This is a genomic window from Aeromonas veronii, assembly GCA_041319085.1.
GTDB classification, from domain to species: Bacteria; Pseudomonadota; Gammaproteobacteria; order Enterobacterales; family Aeromonadaceae; genus Aeromonas; species Aeromonas veronii_F.
The window spans coordinates 3034203-3058731 of the sequence record CP101033.1; the positions used below are offsets into that span (position 1 = coordinate 3034203).

At 60.2% G+C, this 24529-nt stretch carries 20 protein-coding genes and 2 pseudogenes; 7 read left to right on the forward strand and 15 right to left on the reverse strand.

The window, feature by feature from the left end; translation table 11 throughout:
- Positions 1–48: 48 nt before the first annotated feature.
- The 12 genes and pseudogenes from NMD14_14290 to NMD14_14345 form a co-directional block, all read right to left on the reverse strand.
- On the reverse strand, positions 49–363 hold the full coding sequence (locus tag NMD14_14290) for a DUF2845 domain-containing protein (protein XEI31926.1): 315 nt from the start codon (positions 361–363) through the stop codon (positions 49–51).
- A 189-nt stretch (positions 364–552) separates the two neighbouring features.
- Entirely contained in the window at positions 553–1170 is a 618-nt protein-coding gene (locus NMD14_14295; GenBank protein ID XEI34772.1) for an FKBP-type peptidyl-prolyl cis-trans isomerase, read from the reverse strand.
- Between the two features lie 172 nt (positions 1171–1342).
- Positions 1343–1450, reverse strand: a pseudogene (locus NMD14_14300) (copper homeostasis protein CutC).
- 20 nt (positions 1451–1470) lie between these two features.
- Complete coding sequence (locus NMD14_14305) at positions 1471–2196, reverse strand: copper homeostasis protein CutC (protein XEI31927.1); 726 nt, start codon at positions 2194–2196, stop codon at positions 1471–1473.
- 41 nt (positions 2197–2237) lie between these two features.
- Positions 2238–3140, reverse strand: coding sequence for an ROK family protein (locus NMD14_14310; GenBank protein ID XEI31928.1), 903 nt, complete (start codon positions 3138–3140; stop codon positions 2238–2240).
- Positions 3141–3248: 108 nt separating this feature from the next.
- The gene (locus NMD14_14315) at positions 3249–3755 is read right to left on the reverse strand and encodes a GNAT family N-acetyltransferase (GenBank protein XEI31929.1); all 507 of its coding nucleotides are present in this window, start codon (positions 3753–3755) and stop codon (positions 3249–3251) included.
- A complete protein-coding gene (locus tag NMD14_14320) occupies positions 3743–4549 on the reverse strand; it encodes a M48 family metallopeptidase (protein ID XEI31930.1) in 807 nt (268 codons plus the stop codon). Before NMD14_14320 ends, NMD14_14315 begins: the two co-directional genes overlap by 13 nt.
- Positions 4550–4731: 182 nt before the next feature.
- The gene (locus NMD14_14325; protein XEI31931.1) at positions 4732–5706 is read right to left on the reverse strand and encodes a phosphate ABC transporter substrate-binding protein PstS family protein; all 975 of its coding nucleotides are present in this window, start codon (positions 5704–5706) and stop codon (positions 4732–4734) included.
- Between the two features lie 330 nt (positions 5707–6036).
- A complete protein-coding gene (gene phoR / locus NMD14_14330) occupies positions 6037–7332 on the reverse strand; it encodes a phosphate regulon sensor histidine kinase PhoR (protein XEI31932.1) in 1296 nt (431 codons plus the stop codon).
- 8 nt (positions 7333–7340) lie between these two features.
- Positions 7341–8030 carry a phosphate regulon transcriptional regulator PhoB gene (phoB, locus tag NMD14_14335; protein XEI31933.1) on the reverse strand — a complete coding sequence of 230 codons (690 nt, stop codon included), beginning with the start codon at positions 8028–8030 and terminating at the stop codon, positions 7341–7343.
- A 101-nt stretch (positions 8031–8131) separates the two neighbouring features.
- Entirely contained in the window at positions 8132–8542 is a 411-nt protein-coding gene (locus NMD14_14340; GenBank protein ID XEI31934.1) for a VOC family protein, read from the reverse strand.
- Between the two features lie 129 nt (positions 8543–8671).
- Positions 8672–10357 carry a sigma-54-dependent Fis family transcriptional regulator gene (locus tag NMD14_14345; GenBank protein XEI31935.1) on the reverse strand — a complete coding sequence of 562 codons (1686 nt, stop codon included), beginning with the start codon at positions 10355–10357 and terminating at the stop codon, positions 8672–8674.
- A gap of 236 nt (positions 10358–10593) precedes the next feature.
- Between NMD14_14345 and NMD14_14350 the strand changes: the two genes are divergently transcribed.
- Positions 10594–12111 carry an aldehyde dehydrogenase gene (locus tag NMD14_14350; GenBank protein ID XEI31936.1) on the forward strand — a complete coding sequence of 506 codons (1518 nt, stop codon included), beginning with the start codon at positions 10594–10596 and terminating at the stop codon, positions 12109–12111.
- 71 nt (positions 12112–12182) lie between these two features.
- On the opposite strand, the gene NMD14_14355 is transcribed toward NMD14_14350, so the two are convergent.
- Together NMD14_14355 and NMD14_14360 are read right to left on the reverse strand one after the other, a co-directional pair.
- On the reverse strand, positions 12183–12878 hold the full coding sequence (locus NMD14_14355; GenBank protein ID XEI31937.1) for a response regulator: 696 nt from the start codon (positions 12876–12878) through the stop codon (positions 12183–12185).
- 3 nt (positions 12879–12881) lie between these two features.
- Positions 12882–14450, reverse strand: coding sequence for a sensor histidine kinase (locus tag NMD14_14360; GenBank protein ID XEI31938.1), 1569 nt, complete (start codon positions 14448–14450; stop codon positions 12882–12884).
- 696 nt (positions 14451–15146) lie between these two features.
- Here NMD14_14360 and NMD14_14365 point away from each other — a divergent pair.
- The 6 genes and pseudogenes from NMD14_14365 (at position 15147) to NMD14_14390 (ending at position 21905) form a co-directional block, all read left to right on the forward strand.
- Entirely contained in the window at positions 15147–15659 is a 513-nt protein-coding gene (locus NMD14_14365) for a MarR family transcriptional regulator (protein XEI31939.1), read from the forward strand.
- Position 15660: 1 nt separating this feature from the next.
- Positions 15661–16716, forward strand: a complete 1056-nt coding sequence (locus NMD14_14370; protein XEI31940.1) for an HlyD family secretion protein — start codon at positions 15661–15663, stop codon at positions 16714–16716.
- A complete protein-coding gene (locus NMD14_14375; protein ID XEI31941.1) occupies positions 16706–17809 on the forward strand; it encodes a DUF2955 domain-containing protein in 1104 nt (367 codons plus the stop codon). The genes NMD14_14370 and NMD14_14375 overlap by 11 nt, the downstream gene beginning before the upstream one ends.
- A 249-nt stretch (positions 17810–18058) precedes the next feature.
- The gene (locus tag NMD14_14380) at positions 18059–18415 is read left to right on the forward strand and encodes a hypothetical protein (protein ID XEI31942.1); all 357 of its coding nucleotides are present in this window, start codon (positions 18059–18061) and stop codon (positions 18413–18415) included.
- Between the two features lie 122 nt (positions 18416–18537).
- A pseudogene (locus NMD14_14385) lies at positions 18538–19958 on the forward strand (IS66 family transposase).
- 681 nt (positions 19959–20639) lie between these two features.
- Entirely contained in the window at positions 20640–21905 is a 1266-nt protein-coding gene (locus NMD14_14390) for a Rid family detoxifying hydrolase (protein XEI31943.1), read from the forward strand.
- A 570-nt stretch (positions 21906–22475) separates the two neighbouring features.
- On the opposite strand, the gene tkt is transcribed toward NMD14_14390, so the two are convergent.
- Positions 22476–24467 carry a transketolase gene (gene tkt, locus NMD14_14395; GenBank protein ID XEI31944.1) on the reverse strand — a complete coding sequence of 664 codons (1992 nt, stop codon included), beginning with the start codon at positions 24465–24467 and terminating at the stop codon, positions 22476–22478.
- Positions 24468–24529: the final 62 nt, after the last annotated feature.

The window sequence follows — 24529 nt, forward strand, 5'->3', positions numbered from 1 at the left end:
AAGGGTCTTGCCCTACTGTCTGTTGTGCAACCATGCTTTGCCCGCCGGCTAGTCGCCGCGCGGGCCGTTTTCGATGTCGGTGATGATGCCGTTGCGCACCGTCACGAAGCGCATGAACTCGTTCTTGCCGAAGTTGTAGGTCCAGCGTTCGCCATACCTGACCTGGATCAGGTTGCCAAACTGGTTCTCCTCGTTGCGACTGAGCTCTTCTCGCAGCATGGGCTCACCGCACTTGAGCAGCATCTCGGCGGTGGTGTCGCCCTCGGTGATCAGGGCGTTCTTGCAGCGCATGGCATCGGCACTGGCCGGAATGCTCAGCAGCAACAGGGACAGCCCCGCTACCATATTCATCTTTTTGCTCATCGGGTTCTCCTTCTCCGGTCGCATGAGTCGCAGTATGCCTGTTCCCGTTACTGAAAAAACCAGTCAATGGCGCAAAAGAGCCGCCATTTTCTGCTCCACAGCCCGCAGGCCGCGACACATGCTGGCTATCGCATCGCACCAAAAACAAACGGCGACCCGAGGGTCGCCGTCTGCATCAAGCCCGCAGGATCACAGGATATCCAGCAACTCGACTTCAAATACCAGTGCAGAGTAGGGCGGGATGGAGCCCGCGCCACGGGCACCGTAGGCCAGATCGTGGGGGATGTAGAGCTTCCACTTGGAACCAACCGGCATCAGCTGCAGCGCTTCAACCCAGCCAGCGATCACGCCGGTCACCGGGAACTCGGCCGGCTGGCCGCGAGCGACGGAGCTGTCGAATACGCCGCCGTGGGTGAAGGTACCGTGGTAGTGCACGCGCACGGACTGACCGGCTACCGGAACGGCACCGTTGCCTTCGACCAGCACTTCGTATTGCAGACCGGAGTCGGTCACGTTCACATCGTCGCGCTTGGCGTTATCAGCCAGGAAGGCTTCGCCGTCAGCAGCGGCGGCCTTGGCAACGGCTTCCTGCTCTTCTTGCATGCGTGCAGTGATCACCTGGAAGGCATCATTGATATCGTCACGGCTGACCGCGAACTCCAGACCATTCAGGGCATCTGCCAAGCCTTGTTGCAGGGCCGGGATATCCAGACCGGCGAAAGCTTGCTGCGCTAGCTGATCACCCATGTTGCGGCCGATGCCATAGCTGGCCTTCTGTTCGATAGAGTCGTATTGGGACATTGAGATGTTACTCCAGATCCAAGTAATAAAGAGGCGGGATAATATCAGACTTTTGGCCGGGGTGCTGCCGGAGGCGCCCCTGATTTCCCCGTCAGTGGGAGGAACTTCACATCTGTCCCTCATCCCCGGCCCTTCTCCCACGAGGGGAGAAGGGAGAAGAGTGATGCATCACTCTTTATCAGGTTCGATCCAGCAAGGCTCTGACCGCGGCCACCTTGGCACCATCGGTGATATTGACCCGACCATCGTCCGAGGTGCCCATATTGACGCTATACGGAGGGACACCATGCCACCGCGCTGCGTTCCTCACGCCTTGTCGAGCAGAGCTCTGACAGCTGCGACCTTGGTGCCATCGGTGATATTGACCCGGCCATCGTCCGAGGTGCCCATATTGACGCCATGGGGTACCATGCCACCGCGCCAGCCCATGCCGGACATATGCACTTCGCTCACCCCGGTGAACTCGATGATGGTGCGCACGTTGTCGGCATTGACCCCGGCGCCCGGCATCAGGCTGGCACGCCCCGCCAGCGCCTGTTGCATCGCCTGCAGGGTTTCCAGCCCCGCCAACGCGGTCGGCGCATGGCCGGAGCTCAGAATGCGCTCGCAGCCAGCAGACACGATGGTCTCCAGATCGGCGCGCCAGTCGGAGGAGAGGTCGATGGCGCGATGGAAGGTGACCCCCAACGGGCCGGCGGCATCCACCAGCTGTTTGAGCTTGGCAGCAGGCACCCGCCCCTTCTCATCCAGCAGACCGACCACCACCCCTTGCAGACCGGCAGAACGTGCCGCCGCGATATCTTGCAGCATCATCTCGAACTCGCCGTCGTTGAAGCAAAAATCCCCGGCGCGCGGGCGGATCATGGCGTACACCGGCACGCTGGCGTGGCGGGCAGCCAGCTGCATAAAGCCGCAGGAGGGGGTCAGACCACCCAGACCCAGCGCAGAGCAGAGCTCGATGCGATCCGCCCCGGACCGCTCTGCGGTGAACAGGGATTCCAGGTTGTCGATACAGATTTCAAGACGGGTCATGAGGACTCCTTTTTCGGGGAGATCAGACCCCACATCTGATCTCATAGATTGAGCAAGGCTGCGCCGCGCACACCACCGGCGCCGCCAAAGCGGGCCTGACGGATCTCGGGCAGGGCGACCCCGGGCAACAAATGCCCCGGCAGGCGCAGCGGCAGCTGTTCATAGAGGGCGGGCAGGCCGCTCAGGCCGCCCCCCAACACCACCACCTCGGGATCCATCACCGAAATGGCGGTGGCAAGCCCGGCGGCCATGATCTCCAGCCAGCAGTCGACGGTCTCGACCGCATGGGGCTCATGGGCCTCGAAGCGTCCCACAATCTGGTGACCCGTGGCGCGCTGGCCATGGAAATGGTGATAGAGACGCTCCAGACCGGTGCCGGATGCATAGGTTTCAAAACAGACCAGACGGCCGCAACCGCAACGGGGACGGGGCAACTCGGGGTACTTCATCAGCATGGTCGCGGGCAAGGGATAGTGACCAATCTCGCCAGCCAGCCAGTTGCGCCCCTGAATAAGCTTGCCCGCCAGATAGACGGCGCCGCCGATACCGGTGCCGACGGTGACACCGAGCGCACTGCCTGCGCCGTCGGCTGCCCCTTGATGCACTTCGGACCAGAGGAAGCAGTTGGCATCATTATCCACCTTGACCGGCCGCTCCAGCAACTCGGCCAGATCGGCGCCCAGATGGCGACCATTGATGGAGGGCAGATTGGCCGCCACTATGCTGTGATCCTGGCTGTTGATGACGCCGGGAAAACCGATACCAACCGAGCCCCGTGCGCCGAAGCGAGCATCCGCCTGCTCGACCCGGGAGCGGATCAACTGCTGCAACCCCTCGTAATCGTTGCCGGGGGTGCTCATGCGCTCCTCGTGGCAGAGGTTCAATGCACCGTCATAGACCGCGAAGGCGATCTTGGTGCCACCGATATCAAAGCCGTAATACATGCCCGCACTCCCTTGTCAGCCTGTGTTTATCCAACTCTGTTCCAAGGGGGACATTGTATTAATTCGCAAAAAAAATAAAGTGACCGGAGGCGAAAAACGGGAGCGTGGTCAGAGCAAACGGCTCATTTGTCGCTGCAGGCAGGGCTGTCCGGGGCTTATCAGGGTGCGCTCTGCACCATCAAAGACGAAGCCGCGGCGCAGGTAGAACCCCTCGCCGATGTGGTTGCCATCGAGCAGCCACAACTTAACGCAAGAGCAGCCGTTGCGGCGCATCTGCATCGCCACTGCCTGCCACAGCCGCTTGCCATAACCTTGTCGCCAGTGTTCGGGATGGAGGTAAAAGGCGCGGATCAGGGCATGGCTCTGTCCCGCTTCCTGCTGTGGTTGCCAATAGAGCAGGCCAATCACCACCTCATCAAGGCAAAGCAGCATGGGCCTTGGGCCCAGCTTGGCCAGACGGCTCTGCCAGATCTGCAGATGGGCGGTGACGTCCAGCTGCTCCAGCAGGTCAGCACCGAGCACCTGACCATAGGCAGCGAGCCAGCTGGCTCGCTGTATCACCGTCATGGCGGCGGCATCGTCGCTGCGCGCCATGCGCAGGTTTATGCCTTGCATTGGGGCACCAGACCGTTGGCGCGGGCCTGCTCATAGAGCGGCAGCACTTGCGCCTGTTGCGCCCGCAACTCGGCGATCCGGTTCTCGTTGCTCGGGTGGGTGGAGAGCAGTTGCGGCGGGGTATTGCCACCGGCGGCGGCACTCATGTTTTGCCACAGGGGGATCGCCTCGGCCGGATTGAACCCGGCGCGTGCCATCAGCGCTAACCCCAGCCGATCCGCTTCGCTCTCTTGGGTGCGGCCATAGGGCAGCATCACCCCGACCTCAACCCCGAGGCCAAGGGCGGCCATGGTGGCGCCGCGATACTCGCTGGTGCCCATGGCAATGTCGGCGGCCGCCAGACCGATCCCCGCCAGCTGGCTGCGCGAGAGTCGCTCGTTGGAGTGCTGGGCCAATACGTGAGTCAGCTCGTGGCCAATGACGGTCGCCAGCTGATCCTGATTCTTGGCCACCTTGAGCAGGCCACTGTAGACCCCGATCTTGCCGCCCGGCAGGGCGAAGGCGTTGACCTGTTTGGCGTCAAACACCACCACTTCCCAATTGGTGATGCCATAGCTGGCCGGCACCTGCGCGGTCACCGCCTTGGCGACACAGGAGACATAGGCGTTGAGTTTGGTATCCTTGCTCACCTTCTCCTGCTTCTTCATCTGTTCGAAGGAGTCGGCGCCCAGCTGGTTCATCTGCTGGGGAGAGTAGAGCAGCATCTGGCTGCGGCCGGTCGGCGACTGGGCGCAGGCGACCAGCAGAGAACTGCAGAGGGCTACCAGGCCAAACTTGGAGAGAGACGCAATCATGAAGGGATCCTTTGCCGTGACGTTGCGCTATTCTCGGAAATGCCGCCAGGCTCTGCAAGGGAGCAAGCTCCCGGCTGGCGGAAAAAGATCCATCCTGCGCGATTAACAAAGCTGACAGCCGCCAAAAAACAAAACGAGCCCGCTTGGGGCTCGTTTTATCAGGGCATGCTGACTGCAGGCAGTTACATGATACCCAGCTTTTTCAGGTCAGCCTGTACCACCTTGGCCGGCACCGGCACGTAACCATCTTTGGCAACGATGCTTTGGCCCGCTTTGGAGAGCATCATCTTGACGAACTCTTGCTCCATCGGGGAGAGCGGCTTGTTCGGATGCTTGTTCACGTAAACATACAGGAAGCGGGACAGCGGATACTTGCCGGTGATGGCATTATCGGAGGTCGCTTCGATGAAGGTCTTGCCATCCTTGGAGAGCGGAACCGCACGCACGCCGGAGGTGACATAACCGATACCGGAGTAACCGATGCCGTTCAGGGAGGCGGAGACGGACTGCACCACGGAGGCAGAACCCGGCTGCTCATTCACACCGCTCTTGAAGTCGCCGTTACACAGCGCGTGCTCCTTGAAGTAACCGTAAGTACCGGATACAGAGTTGCGACCGAACAGTTGCAGATCCTTGCCGGACCAGTTGCCGGTCAGCCCCAGATCAGACCACTTGGTGGCGGCCTTGGCTTCGCCGCACTTGAGGGTGCTGGAGAAGATGGCGTCGATCTGCGGCATGGTCAGCCCCTTGATGGGGTTGTCCTTGTTGACGAACACGGCCAGGGCATCAACCGCGACGCGGATGGCAGTCGGCTTGTAGCCGTAGCGCTTCTCGAATGCTTCCTCTTCACCGGCCTTCATGGCGCGGCTCATCGGACCAAACTGGGCAACACCTTCGGTCAGGGCGGTCGGCGCGGTAGAGGAGCCGGCAGCCTGGATCTGCACGTTGACGTTGGGATACATGCGCTTAAATTCTTCAGCCCACAGGGTCATCATGTTGGCCAGGGTATCCGAGCCGACAGAGGACAGGTTGCCCGAGATGCCGCTGGTCGGGGTGTATTCCGGCAGGTTTTTATCGACACCATAGGCCAGGGTGCTGGCAGAAAACAGGGTTGCTGCGGTGAATCCGATTACACCAGCCAGTTTGTTGAGTTTCATCCAATCTCTCCAAAGTTACTAAAGGCGATTACCTTGAGTTTCATTCTGTCCCCTCTCTCCAAAGTGACAGAAGGCTATTACCAATACATGGCGCCGATTAACACTGTCTTGCGGCAGTCAGTTCGACTGAGTCAGCGGTGAGTTCCATTCCGACCAACTCTCCAAAGTTACAGAAGGTCCGTTGTTAAGACGGCGCCAGTATCTGACCTGGCAGTGACAAATTTATGGATTTAATGTGACACTTTAATGACATGGCGACAGATTTGAACAAATGAAAAGAGGGCCCGCTCAGTGGCCCTCTTGTTGAAGCTAACCCATTGCCATAAAAGACTATTTAATCACCACCATGCGTGCCGGGATCAGAAAGCTGAAGCGGCTGCCAAGGCCGACCCGGCTCTCGATATCGAGCTGGCAGTCGTGATGACTGAGGGCATGCTTGACGATGGCAAGCCCAAGACCCGAGCCGCCGGTATGGCGGGAACGGGCCTTGTCGACCCGATAGAACCGCTCGGTCAGCCGCGCCAGATGCTCGGGGGCAATCCCCTCCCCCTCATCGCTCACGGCAAACAGTGCCATCGCTCCCTGCTTGCGCCACTCAACACTGATCTTGCGCCCCGCCGGGGTGTAGTGGATGGCGTTATAGACCAGATTGGAGATGGCACTGCGCAGCTGCTCCTGATCCCCGCGCACCAGAAGATTGGGCTGCACCATAAATTCGATCTGGTGGGCCCGCTCGCCCGAGAGCGCCCGCGCCTCCTGCTCCAGCAGCCCCAGCATGGCGGGCATGTCCACCAGATGGGAGAGATCCACCGAGGGAGCCGCCTCGATACGCGACAGGGTGAGCAGCTGATTGACCAGATTGTCCATCCGGATGGTCTGCTCCATCATTACCCGATGCGCCTTGGCCCACATGGCGGGCGGGGGCGGCTCTTCGGTCATCTCCAGATAGCCCTTGAGCACGGTCAGCGGGGTGCGCAGCTCGTGGGAGACGTTGGAGACAAAGTGTTTGCGGGTCTTCTCGAGACTGCGCAACCGGGTGACATCCCGCACCACCAGCATCGCCTGATCCGAGGCGTAGGGCATGATGCGAAACTCGAGAAACTTCTCCTCGTTGACCGGGGAGCTCATCTCCAGCGGCTCGTCATACGCCCCCTTGCCCAGATAGGCGTTAAAGGCCGGATTGCGAATGAGGTTGCCGATATGCTGACCGGCATCTTCCGGCCAGCGAAAACCGAGCAACTGCTCCGCCAGCCGATTGCACCAGAGGATGCTGCCATCGGTACGAAACACCACGGCCGCATCGGGCAGCGCCTCGGCCCCTTCCCGGAAGCGGCGGATCAACCCCGCCAACTCGCGGCGGCGAGCCCGGTGACGCTGCTGCAACTTGTAGATACCGTTGAAGATATGCTCCCAGCTGCCACTGCCGTTGGGCGGCACCAGACTGCGGTCATGCCACAGCCAGTCCGACAGCCGCTTCTGAAAGCGATAATGCCAGCCCAGATGCAACACGGCCGCCACCAACAAGCAGAGGGGGAGATGATCAATCAACCAGCCAACCAATGCGAAGGGGGCGTAAAAAAACGCCATCCGCCACAACTGTCGCCGCCAGGCGTAAGGTTGCAACATAACTGCCTCTAGAGACGGGTTGAGAAGCGGTATCCGGCTCCACGCACCGTCTGGATCAATCTGTCGTGCCCGGTCTCTTCAATCGCCTTGCGCAAGCGACGAATATGCACATCCACGGTTCTGTCCTCGACGTACACATTGGTACCCCAGACATTGTTGAGCAGCTGTTCACGGCTGTAGACTCGCTCGGGGTGGGTCATGAAGAAGTGGAGCAGCTTGAATTCGGTCGGCCCCATGTCGAGCGCCTTCTCTTCGGCACTGACCCGGTGCGAGACAGGATCGAGTTTCAGCCCCTGTACCTCGATCACCTCGTCCACCGAGGTGGGAGAGACGCGTCGCATCACCGCATGGAGGCGAGCGGTCAGCTCCTTGGGCGAGAACGGCTTGGTGATGTAGTCGTCGGCACCGGCCTCCAGACCACGCACCTTGTCCTCCTCTTCACCGCGGGCGGTGAGCATCACCACCGGGATCTGGCGCGTCACCTCATCCTGCTTGAGCTGCTTGATAAACTGGATGCCACTGCCGCCCGGCATCATCCAGTCCAGCACGATGAGTTCGGGGTAGGGTTCGCGCACCTTCGCCAGTCCATCGGCGAAATCTTCCGCTTCAATCGTCTCATATCCCTTCTGCTCGAGCACGAAGCAGAGCATTTCGCGGATCGGTGCTTCGTCCTCGACCACCAGAATTCGCTTAGCCATTCCCTTCTCTCTCCTCTGTGAAGATGGGTGCGCCAATTATTAGAATTTTCTGTGACACTTTTATGACTTTATGACAGGCGGGATGATAAACGTTTTCAGATTCAGTTGGCAGCAGTGCGTTGCAACAAGTCCCAGCGGTTGCCACTGATGTCCTCGAACACCACCACGGTGCCGTAAGGCTCGTCGCGGGGCTGTTCACAAAAATGAACACCGTACGCCTGCATGCGCTGGTAATCCCCCCAGAAGTCATGGGTCTCGAGAAACAGGAACACCCGGCCGCCGCCCTGCTTGCCGATGGTGGCCTGCTGCTGTGCATTAGCCGCTTGCGCCAGCAACAACGCGGAACCGGGGGCGCCTTTGGGGGCAACCCGCACCCAGCGTTTACCCGGTTTGCCCGGCTCATCGAGCCGGGTATCTTCCAGTAGTGCGAAGCCAAGTCCCTCGGTAAAAAAGCGAATGGCCTGATCGTAATCGGCCACCAGCAGGGTTAGTGCCCCTATATGTTGTGACATGGCAGAAAATCCTCAACGGATGAGTCAACGGGCGCAATGCCCCGGCAAGGACGCATCATAACGGCTGGACGGGCAGGGCTCCAGCCGCCATGTGCGTCTTGAAAACAACCGATGAGAGAGTGTGAGAACTCAAGGGGCTTCGCGCAGCGCACGGTAGAGGGTGGTACGGCTGATCCCCAGCTGGCGCGCCGCCTCGCTCACATTGCCGCCGCATGCCGCCAGGGTTTGCTGTACCCGCCGCCGGGTTTGTTCACGCAAGCTGGTCGCCTCCCCCATCGACAAGGCGTCGGGCTCTGTGGCCACACTGGGCAGATGCAGGTGGGCGGGTTCTATCCAGCCCAATCCCTCAGCCAACACACAGGCCACTTCCAGTGCCTGCTTGAGCTGGCGCACGTTGCCGGGCAGCGGATGGGTCAGCAGTTGCCGCTCCGCATCGCGGGTCAGACGCAGGGTCGGGTCCATCTCCGCCAGCAGTCGCTGGATCAGTCCCAGACGCTCAGCAGCAGGCCAACGGCGCAGCGGCATCTGCTGCTGGCGCCAGCCGCAGATCCGGTAATAGAGATCTTCGCGAAATGCGCCGCTCTGCACCATGGCCGCCAGATCCCGATGGCTGGCGCTGACCAGCCAGAAATCCACCGCCTCCGGCTTGTGACTGCCAACCGGGGTCACGCTGCGCTCCTGCAATACCCGCAGCAGCCGGGTTTGTGCCTGCAGCGGCAGTTCGCCAATTTCATCAAGCATCAGCATGCCGCCGTGGGCTGCGCGCAGATACCCCTGACTGCCCTGGCTGCGGGCACCGCTGAAGGCCCCGCCCACATATCCAAACAGTTCGGCTTCCACCAGATCTGCTGGTAACGCGCCACAGTTGACGCACACCAGTGGCTGATCCCGCCGACTGGACGCTCGGTGCAGTTCGCGCACCAGATGCTCCTTGCCGCTACCGGTCTCCCCCTCGATAAGTAGCGAAATGCCGCGCTCCAGCATCTTGAGCGGCACCTGCTGCGGATAGGGCAACGGGTTTGAGTGATCCTGTAGTGCGGTGCACGAAGGTGTCGCGTTCGCTTCTGGCACCAGCCGCAAGCCACGCCCCTCGCGCAGCAGTTGCCGGCCATCGAAAGGGTGCTGGCCGAGCCAGAGTCGGCCTGCCCGGTTGGCGCCGAGCAGTTCGCCCTCCTCACCCAGCAACAGGCGGGCGGACCAGAGGCTCTGGGGATCGAGATCCACCAGCCAGCCCGGCTGGCGCGCCAGCAGTGCGTTTTCCAGCGTCATGGCCAGCAGCCGCACCGTGCCCAGCATGTCACCATCGTGGTGGGCCGCATCGGTGGAGATATCGAGCACCCCCAGCAATTGCCCATCCGGCCCGAGCAGCGGACAGGCGCTGCAACTGAGAAAGCCGTGCTGGGCAAAGAAGTGCTGATTGCCGAGCACCTGCACTTCGCTCTGCTCGGCCAGCGCGGTACCGATGGCGTTGGTGCCCTTGCTCGCCTCCCCCCAGCGGACGCCGCTGCGCAAGAAGATCCGCTCGGCATGGCGGGCGAAGCCCTCATCTCCACTGGCAGCCAGAATGGCCCCCTCACCGTCGCACAACAACAGGCGACAGGGGCGCCCTGCCAGCAACTGGCCAAACAGCGGCAGCACAAAGCGCTGGAAGCAGGCGATCAGCGCCCTGTGCTGCTCCTGACGGGCCGACAGCTCCCCCTGGGGCAGCAAGTCCAGATCGGCGCTCTGCTGGCGGCTCAGCCCCTGATGCAGGCAACGCTGCCAGGAACGCTGGATCGGACCGGGACCGGGACCGGGTTGAAGTGACTCACTCATCACGCCTCCTGTTCACAAACAGCACGACTGTCTCGGCCACTGTCCAGAAACGGCACAGTTTTCTCGCCACAGCCGTGGTCATTGGTTAACCAAGATACGCCCTCACACCCCATTTGATAACGTTTTTGTAACTTTTCCAGTGCTGGCCAGCCCCTCTGGCACGTCCCTTGCGATACACAGCAGCAACCGGTCTGTCAGCCAGCCCGGTCAGGACCACACACATAAAGGATGATGAGATGATTTATACCGCTCCCGGTCAGGCAGGTGCCCTGGTCAGCTTCAAGTCCCGTTACGAAAACTTCATCGGTGGTGAGTGGGTGGCGCCGCGCGCCGGCCGCTACTTTGAAAACATCTCGCCGGTGGATGGCAAAGTATTCTGCGAAGTCGCCCGCTCAGATGCCGCCGATATCGAGCTGGCGCTGGATGCCGCCCACAAGGCGTTCACCAGCTGGAGCAAGACCAGCGTCACCGAGCGCAGCAACCTGCTGCTGCGCATCGCCGATCGCATCGAGCAGAACATCGAAAGGCTCGCCATCGCCGAAACCTGGGAGAACGGCAAGGCGGTGCGTGAAACCCTGGCGGCAGACCTGCCGCTGGTGGTGGATCACTTCCGCTACTTCGCTGGCTGCATTCGCGCTCAGGAGGGCTCGGCCGCCGAGCTGGATCAGCATACCGTCAGCTACCACTTCAAGGAGCCCATCGGCGTGGTCGGCCAGATCATCCCGTGGAACTTCCCGCTGCTGATGGCGGCGTGGAAGCTGGCCCCGGTGCTGGCGGCGGGTTGCTGCAGCGTGCTCAAGCCCGCCGAGCAGACCCCGGTCACCATCATGCTGATGATGGATCTCATCAAGGACATCCTGCCTGCCGGCGTGGTCAACGTGGTCAACGGCTTCGGCGCCGAGGCGGGCCAGGCGCTCGCCACCAGCAACCGGATCCAGAAACTGGCCTTTACCGGTTCGACCGAAGTGGGCGCCCATATCCTGCGCTGCGCCGCCGACAAGCTGATCCCCTCCACCGTGGAGCTGGGGGGCAAGTCCCCTAACATCTACTTCGCCGACGTGATGCAGCACGAGAGCAGCTACATCGACAAGGCGGTAGAAGGGATGTTGATGACCTTCTTCAACCAGGGGGAAGTGTGTACCTGCCCCTCCCGCGCGCTGGTGCAAGCCAGCATCTACGACGACTTTATGGACCGAGTGCTGGCCCGTGCCCGCACCATCGTTCAGGGCAACCCCCTCGATACTGCAACTCAGGTGGGTGCGCAGGCGTCCCGCGAGCAGTTCGACAAGATCCTGGGCTACATGGAGATCGGCCGCAGCGAAGGGGCCAAGATGCTGATCGGTGGCGGCCCGGCCAAGGTGAGCGGACTGGAAGGGGGCTTCTACATCCAGCCCACCATCTTCTCCGGCCAAAACAAGATGCGGGTGTTTCAGGAGGAGATCTTCGGGCCCGCCCTCGGGGTCACCACCTTCAAGGACGAAGCGGATGCCCTGGCCATTGCCAACGACACCCAGTACGGGTTGGGGGCAGGCCTGTGGACCCGCGACAGCAATCTGGCCTGGCGAATGGGGCGTGGCATTCAGGCTGGCCGGGTCTGGGTCAACTGCTACCACGCCTACCCGGCACACGCCGCCTTTGGCGGTTACAAGAAGTCGGGGATCGGCCGCGAGACCCACAAGATGATGCTGGACCACTACCAGAACACCAAGAACCTGCTGGTGAGCCACGACATCAACCCGCTCGGCTTCTTCTAGCGCAAGCAGATGTCATCAGAAAGGGCGCCTGCGGGCGCCCTTGTTATTTGGCCATATGGCCATTGGGCGTCTCAACCAGCCCGCCGCCAGCGGTAGCGTCGCTCCGGCCGCCCGCGCTGACCGTAGTTGAGATCCACATCCACCCGGTCTTCCGACTCCAGATACTCCAGATAGCGGCGCGCTGTGGTACGGCTGAGGGAGAGTCGCAGCGCCACCGTGTCGGTGGAGAAGACGTTCTCCGGCTCGCCCGCCAGCAGATCCAGCACCTGACGCAGGGTGATGCTGTCGATCCCCTTGGGGGTGACGCGCATCTCCTTGATCTGGGAGCGCCCCCCCTTACCCAGCAGCTTGTCGAGATCGTCCTGCTCCAGCCGACCTCGCTCGCACAGACGGCTGTGCAGTTGCAGGATCTCATCCAGGCTCTGCTGGATGCGAAACAACCGCAGTGGCTTGATGACGTAGTCATGAACCCCCAGATTGAGGGCCTGCTGGATGGTCTCCACATCCCGCGAGGCGGTCACCATGATGACGTAGGCTTCGCGGTTGTGGCTGCGCAGACGGCTGACCCACTCAAGGCCGGAGCCATCGGGCAGCGAGACATCCACCAGCAGCAGTTGGGGCACCACATCGGCCATCATGGCATCGGCCTGGGCCAGGGTGCCGGCCCGTCCCAGCAGGGAGAAACCGGGGGTCGCCGCCACCAGTTCTGACAAGATGGCACCGATCCGATCGTCATCTTCAATAACAAGCGTGATTATTGGGTCCATGGCTCACATTAATTGGTTTTTATTCAAGTAGATACCAAACAGGGTGGTCTGTTCGGCAGTTCGCCGCCATTCTATCACACCCTCGTGCCGACCCACGGTCTCCTTGACCAGGAACAGGCCCACCCCGTGATCGCCACTCTGGCGACTCACCCCGTAATCGAACAGATGATCGGCCAGCTCCTCGTCAACCCCCTCGCCGCTATCCTCCACCTCAATCACCAGCCGCCGCCCCACATCGCACAGGGACAGCAGCACCCGGGGCGGCCGCTGCTGGCGGTTGCGCCAGGCCGCCTGCAAACCGTTATCCAGCAGGTTGCCAATCAGCGTGATGAGATCGGCCGAGACCGAGGCCGGATACTCCGCCAGCGCCGAGTCGGGATCGAGCTCCAGGGTCACCCCCAGCTCGCGGGCCCGGCTGAACTTGCCGAGGATCAGCCCCGCTACCGGCTTGTTGTCGATCAGCCGCAGCAGCTCCTGCAACATGGTCTGGCACGCTTCATTCTCCTGCTGGATCAGCTCCACCGCCTGATCCACATGGCCCAACTGCAGCAAGCCGGAGAGGCTGCTCAGCTTGTTGGCAAACTCGTGGCTTTGCATCCGCAGCATCTCGGCATACTGGCGCAGATGGGTCACCTGCACCCCCAGACTGGCAGCCACCTCCGGACGACTGAAGATCAGCAACCGCCCCGGAGCCTTGCCCTGCACCGCCTGCCAGCGACCAACGAAGGACTCCCCCTGAATGGTGAAGCTCACCTCGCTCCGCTCCTGCTCCAGACAGGGGGCAAGAGGCGGCACCAGCTCAGCCAGCGACTGCCCTTGCAGGGCGTGGCGCCCGGTGACCGGCAGCCGCAGCTGATAGCTAGCCGTGCTGTTGATCATGTTGATGTTACCGTGGCCATCGAGGGCGATGACCCCTTCGGTGATGTGTTCCAGCACCAGGTCCTGCAGGGTAAAGCGGCGCACGATCGCCTCCGGCTCCAGATCGAGCAGGGTCTTGCGCAGCAGGTATTGCACCCAGAGCGCCAGCAGCAGGCCACACCCCAGCACCGCCACGATGGCGCTGATCAGCAGGGCCACCCGCTCCATGTAAATGCCCTCCACCTGCTGCATCAGGTAGCCCACCACCACGGCCCCCATGACGCGTCCGTCCCCGCCCACCACCGGGGAGAAGCAGCGGATCGCCGGCCCCATGGTGCCCCGATCCTTGGAACAGTAGCTACGCCGCTCCTGCAGCGCGGGCCAGATATCTTCGCCACGGAACTTCTGTCCCACCAGTTCGGAGTTGGGGTGGCTGAGACGGCGACCATGCTCGTCGGTCACCACCATATAGGTGACATCAGTGCGGTTGCTGACCGCCTCCATGTAGTCGCGCAGGGTCGGGTCCCTCCCCTGCCGCAGCGCCTCGACCACCCGGGTATCGGCCGCCATGATCCGGGCCAAATCGCTCCCCTTCTCCTGCAGGTTGCTCTCCAGCAGATGACGGATAAAGAGGGCCAGCAAGCTGCCCAATATGAGGATCAGCAGCAGGGAGAGCCCAAGGGAGAGAGTGACCAACTGATGGCGAAGTTTCATGCACATACCTTAAATCGTCAGGACGCGGCCCAATAGTGCGGATGCCACCAGGTCTGGTCAATCAAAGGTGCCGGATCGCCGGCAAAGCAGCAAAGGGATCAGGTTGCTCACCACATATTGATAGCTGTCGGCAGTCGGCTGCCGCCTGCTTATAACGGCGCGGCAGCCGGCCGCTCAAGCTCGGTCAGTAGGGAGCCCGGCACGAACATCACATTCCAGCCGGAATACGGGGCGCAGGTCACCAGCCCAAGAAAGATAAAGAGCAGTATCCCAGTTATTTGTTGGCCACCTATCACGGCGACCTTTTCTTGTGTGGTTGGGAGGGGTGAGAGGTTTTTCATTGTTATGAAATGTGATCTGCGTGTGATTGCCGCGCTACTTTATTGAACCCCCACTCCTCGGTCGGTTAGCCAGACTACAAAACCATATAAAAACATTAAAAACTTAAACTTCATGGTGCCACCCAGGGCGGGAGCACACTTCGCTGCTTATTTAGCTTTAGCCAAAGAACAACTTGAACAACACCGGTAAAAGAACCCCGCGTGGATCCGTGCCGGAAACAATATCAGGGGCTCGAATGCCACTCACTCGCACCAACCAAAGATCCGACCAGAAACATGATCTTCATCACGCTATTTACTTAGCCTGCTAAATAAGTAAAATGCTTAGCAGGCTAAGTACATTGAGGATGAGAAGATGACGGATCTGGAAAGGTTGCGTGAGCTGTCGCTCGCCGAGCAGATAGCGCGGATGCACCGGCTATGGCGTACTGCCGCCGATCTGGAGTTGGCGCCCCTTGGCCTCACCCATCCCCGCTGGACCGCACTGTGGAAACTTTCCCGCATGGGGAACCATGTCAGCCAGAAGACCCTGGCCGAAGCCCTCGAGATAGAGCTCCCTTCCCTGATGCGCACCCTGGGCCAGCTGGAAGAGCAGGGACTGATTGAGCGCCACTGCTGCAGTCAGGACAAGCGCGCCCGTATCGTCTGCGTGACCCCGGCTGGCCAGACTCTGCTCGATCAGATCGCCGACCGCATCATGAATATCCGCCGCGAGCTGCTGGGGGGCATCGACGAACAGACCCTGCAACTGTTTGAAGCCACGGTGCAGCGGATCTCGGCCAACGCCCTCAGCAAGATTGAACAGCACCACGACCGACAGGCAGGAGGCGATACAAGCCCTCCCGATGCCAGCACAGAGAGAGAATAAGATGACACCGGATCAACAATTTACCCGCTGGATCAAATGGTCCATGGCAGGCTTTGCCGCCCTTTTTGCCTATTTTCTGGTAGCCGATCTGCTGATGCCCCTCACGCCGCAGGCGATGGCTACCCGGGTGGTCACCAAGCTTGCCCCGCAAGTGAGCGGCAAGGTGGTCGAAGTTGCCGTTCACAACAACCAGCAAGTCAAGAAAGGGGACCTGCTGTTTACCCTGGATCCCGAGCCCTTCGCACTGGCGGTAGAGCAGGCCCGTCTGGCCTTGGCTCAGGCCGAACAACAGAACAACGAACTGGATGCAGAATTGACCGCTGCCGCCGCCGATATCAGCGCCAAAGAGGCGCTGGCCAGCCAGAAGTGGCGAGAAGCAGAGCGCCTCGATGCGCTGTTCCAGCGTCACATGGTCTCATTGCAACAAAAAGATGAGGCGGACAGCGCCCTGCGCAGTGCTCAGGCCAACCTGCGCGCCAGCCAGGCCAAACTGGCCCAGATCAAGGCCAGCCGTGGCGTGACCGGTGAGGACAATCTGTTGCTGCGCCAGGCTCGCAACAAGCTGGCGCAGGCGGAGCTGGCCCTCTCTTACAGCCGGGTTCACGCGGATCAGGATGGCACCATCACCAACCTGCAGCTCAAACCGGGCAGTATCGCCAGCGCGGGCAGCCCGCTGCTGGCGCTGGTGTCAGAGCAGGTCGATGTGATCGCCGACTTTCGGGAGAAGAGCCTGCGCCATGTCGGCGAGCAAACCCGCGCCCTGGTCGCCTTCGATGGCGAGCCGGGCCAGCTCTATCCTGCCCGGGTGAGCAGTCTGGATGCCGGGGTGAGTGCCGGTCAGTTTGATGCCAACGGTCGGCTGGCGGCGCCGACGGAGTCGGATCGCTGGGTACGGGATGCCCAGCGGATGCGGCTGCACCTCGAGCTAGAGCAGTTACCCGACCATCTGCCAGCAGGAGCGCGGGCCACGGTGCAACTGCTGCCAGACAATGCCCTGACCGCCATGCTGGCACGGGGCCAGATCCACCTGCTCAGCCTGCTCCATTATGTCTATTAATCAGGTATCTACTAATCCCGTAGCGACCTCCGTAGCTGCCGATACCGTGCCTGCTCATCACGCCACGCACCTCTGGTATCGGCCCCTTACCGGCAACGAGCTGCGTCAGTGTTTGCGTATCGCTTTTGGCTGCACCACGGGCTTTCTGCTCTGCAAGCTGTTTGGCTGGGGTTACGGGGTCTTCTACACGGTCACACCGGTGCTGCTGCTGGGGATGGTGCCAGTGATGAATGGCCATGCCGCCCGCCAGCTTATCGCTTCAGCGGTGGCCTGTGGTGTAGAGGTCGGGCTGCTGGGGGGGCTGTTTGGCAGCCATCCAGCGCTGATAACCCCCATCGCCTTTCTGCTGTTTCTCTACCGCTTCGCTGCCATGTCACGCGGCAGCCTGTTTCTGTTCGGGGCCAACGGGGTGCTGAGCCTCAGCATCATGCTGCACTTTGCCAGCTATCCACAAACCGATCTTAACGATCTGATTTTCAACAATCTTTGGGCAAACATCCTGTCGGTGCTGATCGCCTATATGATGACGGCGCTGATCCCCGACCTGGAGGCACGACCGAAACCGGCACCCGCCCCCAAGGCGCCGCACCGGATGCGCCACGAGGCGCTACTGGGCGCCACGGTGGCCACCCTGTCGTTCCTGTCCTTTCAGCTGTTTGATCTGCGTGACTCCATGTCAGCCCAGGCCACCACCCTGCTGGTACTGTTCCCCATGCACTGGAACGGCGCCCTCAGTTATGCCCGCAAACGGGCGATGGGTACCTTGCTGGGGGTCACCTTTGGCCTGCTCGGCCAGCTGGTGCTCTATGACTGGTCAGGTCAGCTGCTGCTGGTCGCCCCGCTGCTGTGGCTCGGCGCCATGTTGTTCAGCCATGCCCACGTCAAGGAGGCAGGCGGTTCCGGCGTCGGCTTTGGTGCCCTCACCACCCTCGGCATTCTGTTTGGTCAATACCTCACGCCGGGCAACGATCTGGTGTTCAGCGCCCTCTACCGGGTCAGCAGCATCCTGTTTGCCATCGTGGTCACCCTGCTGGCCTGCTACCTCATCCACCGGTTGCTCAACCGCTTCGAGGCGACCCGCTTCGGTTATTGATCTCCTGTTGTAAACACTGTTGTCTGCCCATGGATGAGCTCTCTTTCGCCCCGTCGCCTGCCGGGGCATTTTTTTGTCTCCCTCGTTTTCCTGCCTCGCACTCCCCGCTGCCACAGGTCAGCGCAGAAGTGTGGCTATGCTTGAAAAGCTGCTGTCGATGAGGTGTACCTATGGTCATATTATTTAAAAAAATGGCTGGTTTATCTGGTACGACTGGCCACCAACCCACTCGGGCCGCACCGCTGCTCATTGGCGCCGAAGCTGGTCAAGGCGGTGTTCGCCGCCGGAGGGAGCGAGATTGTGTTTCGCCCCCTCACCGAAGATAACCGCCAGCATTACCACTGGCACGCCCCCCCGTTGTTCGAGGAGGCTCTCGCCTTCTCCCGCCACCACCCACAAGAGGAAACACTGGCCAAACGGTTCGAGCAGGCGCTGCAGAAGATCAACAACAACGGCACCTATGAGACTCTCAGCCGCCAATATAAAACCCAACTTGGCTTGCATGGATTGTCGCGCCCTTGCTGGTATCGAAATCCCACCTCACACCCACGACGGTATGCCGGACAGCCAGCGGCGCACCGAATGGCCCCGATGATTGAACAATAACGGTAACCTGTTAGGCCGTAACTGTTCACCCGCAGGGTATTGACAGGCAAATAATGATACGATCGTCTCTTGATCCACATTTGCTTCTTGTTTGATCCTGCCCATCAGGCAACCTTGTCTTCATGAACAGGAACAACACGCCTCCACCAGGATTGCCGCTCACGCTGGAGCAGGCCAATGAGCTGATTTACAAGCTACTCGACCGTATTGCCGAGCTGGAGGATCGCCTTAATCAACACAGCGGCAATTCATCCAAGCCGCCATCCAGCGATGGCGCAGCGGCCCCACGCTCTGAGCGCAAACGGCCTGCTTCTGGCAAGAAGCGGGGGCACAGCCCGGCCACAAGGGGAGCCGGCGCGAACTGCATCCCCATGATGCCCGGCTGACGACAACGGCTCACTATCCGGCGTCGGAGTGCCTCTGTTGCGGTGGCAACGTCTTGCCTCATGCCAAACCCTACCGCGTGCATCAGGTGTTTGAACTGCCCGAGGTAAGCTACTTCGTCACTGAGCATCGGCTGTTTCGGGGCACCTGCACTCACTGCGTGACCAGTGCCCAGGCTGAGCTGCCCGAGACGATCAGCTGCTGCCAGATGGGCACCCATTTACTCAGTTACATTGCCCTGCAAAGTGGCCAGTTCCATCAGAGCATCAGCCAGATACAGCAGCAGCTTAAACAGCACTTCGGCCTGACCTTCAGTCGCGGTGCCATCAGCGAGGCGCAGGGCCGGGTGAGCGCCATGCTCACCCCCACGCACCAGGCCATCAAGCGGCAGGTGCAGTCGGCAAGCCATATCCATGCCGATGAGACCCGGCACCAGCGCGGTGGCGAGCGGCGCTGGATGTGGTTGGCGCTGAGCAAGATTGCGGTCTGCTTCATGACCGCCTACGGGCGTGGTCAGGATGCCGCCAAGCGGTTGCTGGGTTCTGAACTCGATGGCGTGTTGGTGACAGATCAGTACGCCGGTTACCGCTTCATCGATGCCAGTCAGCGTCAGCTGTGCTGGGCCCATGTGGCGCGCAATGTGGCCGCAATAGCCGATAGCAGTGATGACGTTAATCAGCTAATCGGAGCCCGCCTGGTCCTGCTGGCAGACAGCGTGTTCAGGGCCAGGCACCGATGGGAAAACGGTCTGCTGAGCAAAGAGCGTTATCTGCGAAGGCTCAGGCGATACAGGCAAAACTGGCGCAAGCGGTTGGAATTGGGAGCGTTATGGTGCACCAAGCGTTACCGTGGGCGCTGTGAACTCTTGCTCCGGGATGACGAGATGCTGTGGCGGTTCATGAACGATGATGAGCTCGCCTTGACTAACAACGAGGCGGAGCGAGCCCTGCGCGGTTATGTGCTGTGGCGTAAGGGAAGCTTTGGCGTTTGGTCTCATCGAGGGGAACAATTTCGCCAGCGCATCCTGTCATTGGTGGAGACCGCCAAAAAACTGGGTCGTTGTCCTCAGGAGTGGTTGCGAGCAGTTGTTCGTGCTTGCATCGAGAAAACAGATTACCCCATTCCTGTCGAATTGTGTGTGTCAAGCCCCTGTCGGTGAACGCTTACGTTAGGCCCACGCCCGTATCCGATCCTGTGCCGTAGAGGCAATACCCTGTGCAAATTTATGGCATAGGATTTTATGGCGTTAGTCACAGAGTCAGGCGGCCAGCAAAGCGTCATCACGTATGCCGGAATAACCATTGACAGAGGGGAATGCAAAAACCGTGAATTATATTCCAGAGGAATCTTTAATAATCTTGATATGCATATTCAAGCGAACTTTTACAGCCCCTTAAAAAAGCCGAAAGCGGATATCCATGCACCATCTCATGCATTATTTGCACATCAGCGCATAATATTAACCCTTTATTCACACTTCGGCTTCCCCGAGAGGGGGACAACAAACCCTATCAGGACAAGGCTATCCGCCAGTTCAGCTTCATTTGCCCACGAATTGGCTGCGATTGCGGGTGAATTGAATAGCAATCCGATTAAATTTGCACGCATTGAGCTATCTCATAGAAATGCGATCAGCAGTTTGCAACCCCTGATAGCCACTCATAGAATCGCAGCGTCTGAAATATCTACCCTGTCCTATCCTCCCTTATTCCTCTCGGCGATTGAGTGGATCACAAATAATAACCGGGGATGCCGCCGCAGGCAAAATGGCCGTGGCGCACAACAAGATGGGGTAAACCTGTACCTGAATGAACAACAAATATTAAAAAGAGGCATATCTATGAGTGGCACCATCATCAAGTCGGCAAGAAATACCCCCCATGCACCCCAGGATCTGGGCCCCTGCACCCAATCGGTGGCGTTTTCTCATTACAACAATATCTCCGCCCAGCTGCCGGTCGATCCCGCCACCGGCAAGCTGGTGAGTGGCGATGTCACTGCGCAGGCCAGACAGTGCCTGAGCAACCTCAAGGCGATCATCGAGAGCATCGGCCACGTGATGGACGATATGGTGAAAGCGACCATCTTCCTCAAAGAGATGGCGGATCTGGAAGCGGTCAACGCCGTCTATCGCGAATTCTTCCCGGGCTATCTGCCGACTCGCACCACCCTCGCCGTCGCTGCGCTGCCGCTGGGCGCGCTGGTGCAGATCGATGCCATCATCTCCAACGGCGAAGGCACCTTCCCGCAAGCCCCCTGTGCGCTGGTGAAGCTCGCCCGCAATAGCGACAAGGCGCCGCACAACCCGCTCTCCACCCAGACCGTCGCCTTCTCCCACTACAACAATATCGGCGCCCAGCTGCCGGTTGAGCCCGCATCCGGCGCCCTGATTGGCGGCGGTATTCGCGAGCAGGCGGCCCAGTGCCTGCACAACATCAAGGCGGTGCTGGAGGGGATCGACGTGCCGTTTGACGATATCGTCAAAGTGAATATCTACCTGACCAGCCTCGCCGATCTGGAGGCCGTCAACGAGGTCTACACCACCTTCTTCCCCGACTCTGCCATCGCCCGCGCAGTGGCCTATCTGCCAGCCCGCTCGGTGGTCAGTGCCGCCGCCCTGCCCATGGGTGTGCGGGTGCAGATGGATGCGGTCATCTCCCACGGTGACGGCACCCCGCCACAACTGGTGGAAGATCGCCACAATCTGGTGATCCGTGCCCGCAATACCGACAAGGCGCCGCGCAGCCCGTTGCACACCCAGACCGTTGCCTTCTCCCACTACAATCATCTCTCTGCCCAGCTGCCGATTGACCCCGCCACCGGCAAAATCCTGACCGGCTGTGTCAAAGAGCAGACCGCCCAGTGCCTGAGCAATATCAAGGCGATTGTGGAGAGCATCGGCCACGTGATGGACGATATCGTCAAGGTCAATATCCAGCTCGGCAATATCGCCGATCTGGATGCGGTCAACGCCGTCTACACCAAATACTTCCCGGGCTATCTGCCGGCCCGCACCGTATTCGGGGTGAGCGAACTGCCCGCAGGCGCCCTGGTGCAAATTGATGCGGTGATGTCCAACGCGGAAAGTACCCCGCCGCAAGTTTAAGGCTCGCTTTAAATAATAAAAAGAGACCGGCTATATGTCGGTCTCTTTTTTGGTAACAAGAAGGGATATGATTTTTATGGCATCGAATTACAGAACGCGAACGTCCGATTACGCTTCGCTAATCGAACCTACAGACTTTCTTGACTTATTTCGCCACGACTTAACATTCCTACGTTCTTTTTCAACCAATCTTGAACGCCACATTAAATCTGACAGTAATATTGCCATAGCAAAATTAAAGCGCATTCTTGGTGTTGAATTTGACCCCGGCTCATCTGGGCCACACCAAGGTAACTGGCTCACAAGATTTAGTACCTTACCAGAACAAAAATCAACACATCTCCAACTATGACCGAACTCATTTCTAATCTTACGGATTATAGTTATCTCATGATACTCACTTTCTTCAATTAGACCGAGCGCATGAGCAGCAGTTACCTTGGCGGCAAACGTTCCAAGTAGTGCATTGAAACCACTAAAATAAAACGCCCCTCATCTTGCGATGGGGGGCGTTTTATCGTTCCGGCTATTGGGCCAAGTTTGCCCAACGTTCAGGAATTACAGGGGCTGTTACAGGGATTCAGCGGTCGCAACCACGTTTTCCACGGTAAAGCCAAATTCCTTGAACAGCAGCTCGGCCGGTGCGGACTCACCGAAGGTGGTCATACCGATGATCTTGCCGCCGAAACCGACGTACTTGTACCAGTAGTCAGCGATGCCGGCTTCGATGGCCACACGCTTAGGTACGGACATCGGCAGGACGGACTCTTTGTACTCGGCAGACTGGGCGTCGAACACGTCGGTGGCCGGCATGGAGACCACGCGCACGGCACGGCCCTTGGCAGTCAGCTGCTCATAGGCGGCAACAGCCAGTTCTACTTCGGAACCAGTGGCGATCAGGATCAGCTCAGGCGTGCCGGCGCAATCCTTCAGCACGTAACCACCCTTGGCGGTGTCGGCCAGCTGCTGGGCAGTACGGTCCATCTGGGCCAGGTTCTGACGGGAGAAGATCAGCGCAGTCGGGCCGTCGGTACGCTCGATGGCGTGCTTCCAGGCGATGGCAGATTCAACCTGGTCACACGGACGCCAGGTGCTCATGTTCGGAGTCAGACGCAGGGAGGCGATCTGCTCAACCGGCTGGTGAGTCGGGCCATCTTCACCCAGACCGATGGAGTCGTGGGTGTAAACGAAGATGGCGCGCTGCTTCATCAGGGCGGCCATGCGCAGGGCGTTGCGGGCGTACTCCATAAACATCAGGAAGGTGGCGCCGTAGGGGATGAAACCACCGTGCAGGGCGATACCGTTCATGATGGCGGACATGCCGAACTCACGGACACCGTAGTGGATGTAGTTGCCGGAGGCATCGTCGTTGGTCAGGGACTTGGAGCCGGACCACATGGTCAGGTTGGACGGTGCCAGATCCGCAGAGCCGCCCATGAATTCCGGCAGCAGCTTGCCGAACGCTTCCAGCGAGTTCTGGGACGCTTTACGGGTGGCGATCTTGGCCGGGTTGGCTTGCAGGGTTTCGATGATCTTGGCGGATTCGGCAGCCCAGTTGGCCGGCAGTTCGCCAGCGGTACGGCGCTTGAATTCGGCAGCCAGCGTCGGGTGAGCGGCTTCATAGGCGGCGAACTTGGCAGCCCAGTCGGCTTCCAGCGCAGCGCCCTTCTCCTGAGCGTTCCACTCGGCAGCGATATCAGCCGGGATAACGAACGGCGCGTGGTCCCACTTCAGGAACGCGCGAGCGGCGGCGATCTCGTCGTTGCCCAGCGGTGAGCCGTGGCAGTCGTGAGAACCGGATTTGTTCGGCGAACCGTAACCGATGATGGTACGGCAGCAGATCAGAGTCGGTTTGCCGGTCTCGGCCTTGGCGGCTTCGATGGCGGCATTGATGGCTTCCGGGCTGTGACCGTCAACAGCCGGGATAACGTGCCAGCCGTAGGCTTCGAAACGCTTGACGGTGTCGTCGGTGAACCAGCCTTCTACGTGACCGTCGATGGAGATACCGTTGTCATCCCAGAACGCGATCAGCTTGCCCAGTTGCAGGGTACCTGCCAGGGAGCACGCTTCGTGGGAAATACCTTCCATCAGGCAGCCGTCGCCCATAAAGGCGTAGGTGTAGTGGTCAACGACATCAAAGCCCGGCTGGTTGAACTGCTCAGCCATGGCTTTTTCGGCGATCGCCATACCCACGGCGTTGGTGATGCCCTGACCCAGCGGGCCAGTGGTGGTTTCAACGCCCGGTGCATAGCCGTACTCCGGGTGACCCGGGGTGCGAGAGTGCAGTTGGCGGAAGTTTTTCAGATCATCGATGGAGAGGTCATAACCGGAGAGATGCAGCAGGGAGTACAGCAGCATGGAGCCGTGGCCGTTGGAGAGAATGAAACGGTCGCGGTCGGCCCACTTGGGGTTGTTCGGGTTATGTCTGAGGTGGCTACGCCACAGCACTTCGGCGATATCCGCCATTCCCATGGGGGCGCCCGGGTGACCGGAGTTGGCTTTTTGAACGGCATCCATACTCAATGCACGAATGGCATTGGCAAGCTCTTTACGAGAAGGCATCTGAATCTCCTGCGATTGCTTCATTTTGATGGCCAAGATTAAGGCGCGTCATTGTCCCAGTA

Bases quoted from the DNA above. Each gene is read 5' to 3' on its own strand.
- phoR (XEI31932.1), bottom strand. From the start codon at position 7,332: ATGTTGCAACCTTACGCCTGGCGGCGACAGTTGTGGCGGATGGCGTTT.
- NMD14_14320 (XEI31930.1), bottom strand. From the start codon at position 4,549: ATGATTGCGTCTCTCTCCAAGTTTGGCCTGGTAGCCCTCTGCAGTTCT.
- NMD14_14345 (XEI31935.1), bottom strand. From the start codon at position 10,357: ATGAGTGAGTCACTTCAACCCGGTCCCGGTCCCGGTCCGATCCAGCGT.
- NMD14_14355 (XEI31937.1), bottom strand. From the start codon at position 12,878: ATGGACCCAATAATCACGCTTGTTATTGAAGATGACGATCGGATCGGT.
- NMD14_14315 (XEI31929.1), bottom strand. From the start codon at position 3,755: ATGCAAGGCATAAACCTGCGCATGGCGCGCAGCGACGATGCCGCCGCC.
- NMD14_14305 (XEI31927.1), bottom strand. From the start codon at position 2,196: ATGACCCGTCTTGAAATCTGTATCGACAACCTGGAATCCCTGTTCACC.
- tkt (XEI31944.1), bottom strand. From the start codon at position 24,467: ATGCCTTCTCGTAAAGAGCTTGCCAATGCCATTCGTGCATTGAGTATG.
- NMD14_14350 (XEI31936.1), top strand. From the start codon at position 10,594: ATGATTTATACCGCTCCCGGTCAGGCAGGTGCCCTGGTCAGCTTCAAG.
- phoB (XEI31933.1), bottom strand. From the start codon at position 8,030: ATGGCTAAGCGAATTCTGGTGGTCGAGGACGAAGCACCGATCCGCGAA.
- NMD14_14390 (XEI31943.1), top strand. From the start codon at position 20,640: ATGAGTGGCACCATCATCAAGTCGGCAAGAAATACCCCCCATGCACCC.
- NMD14_14375 (XEI31941.1), top strand. From the start codon at position 16,706: ATGTCTATTAATCAGGTATCTACTAATCCCGTAGCGACCTCCGTAGCT.
- NMD14_14360 (XEI31938.1), bottom strand. From the start codon at position 14,450: ATGAAACTTCGCCATCAGTTGGTCACTCTCTCCCTTGGGCTCTCCCTG.
- NMD14_14370 (XEI31940.1), top strand. From the start codon at position 15,661: ATGACACCGGATCAACAATTTACCCGCTGGATCAAATGGTCCATGGCA.
- NMD14_14290 (XEI31926.1), bottom strand. From the start codon at position 363: ATGAGCAAAAAGATGAATATGGTAGCGGGGCTGTCCCTGTTGCTGCTG.
- NMD14_14365 (XEI31939.1), top strand. From the start codon at position 15,147: ATGACGGATCTGGAAAGGTTGCGTGAGCTGTCGCTCGCCGAGCAGATA.
- NMD14_14325 (XEI31931.1), bottom strand. From the start codon at position 5,706: ATGAAACTCAACAAACTGGCTGGTGTAATCGGATTCACCGCAGCAACC.
- NMD14_14310 (XEI31928.1), bottom strand. From the start codon at position 3,140: ATGTATTACGGCTTTGATATCGGTGGCACCAAGATCGCCTTCGCGGTC.
- NMD14_14340 (XEI31934.1), bottom strand. From the start codon at position 8,542: ATGTCACAACATATAGGGGCACTAACCCTGCTGGTGGCCGATTACGAT.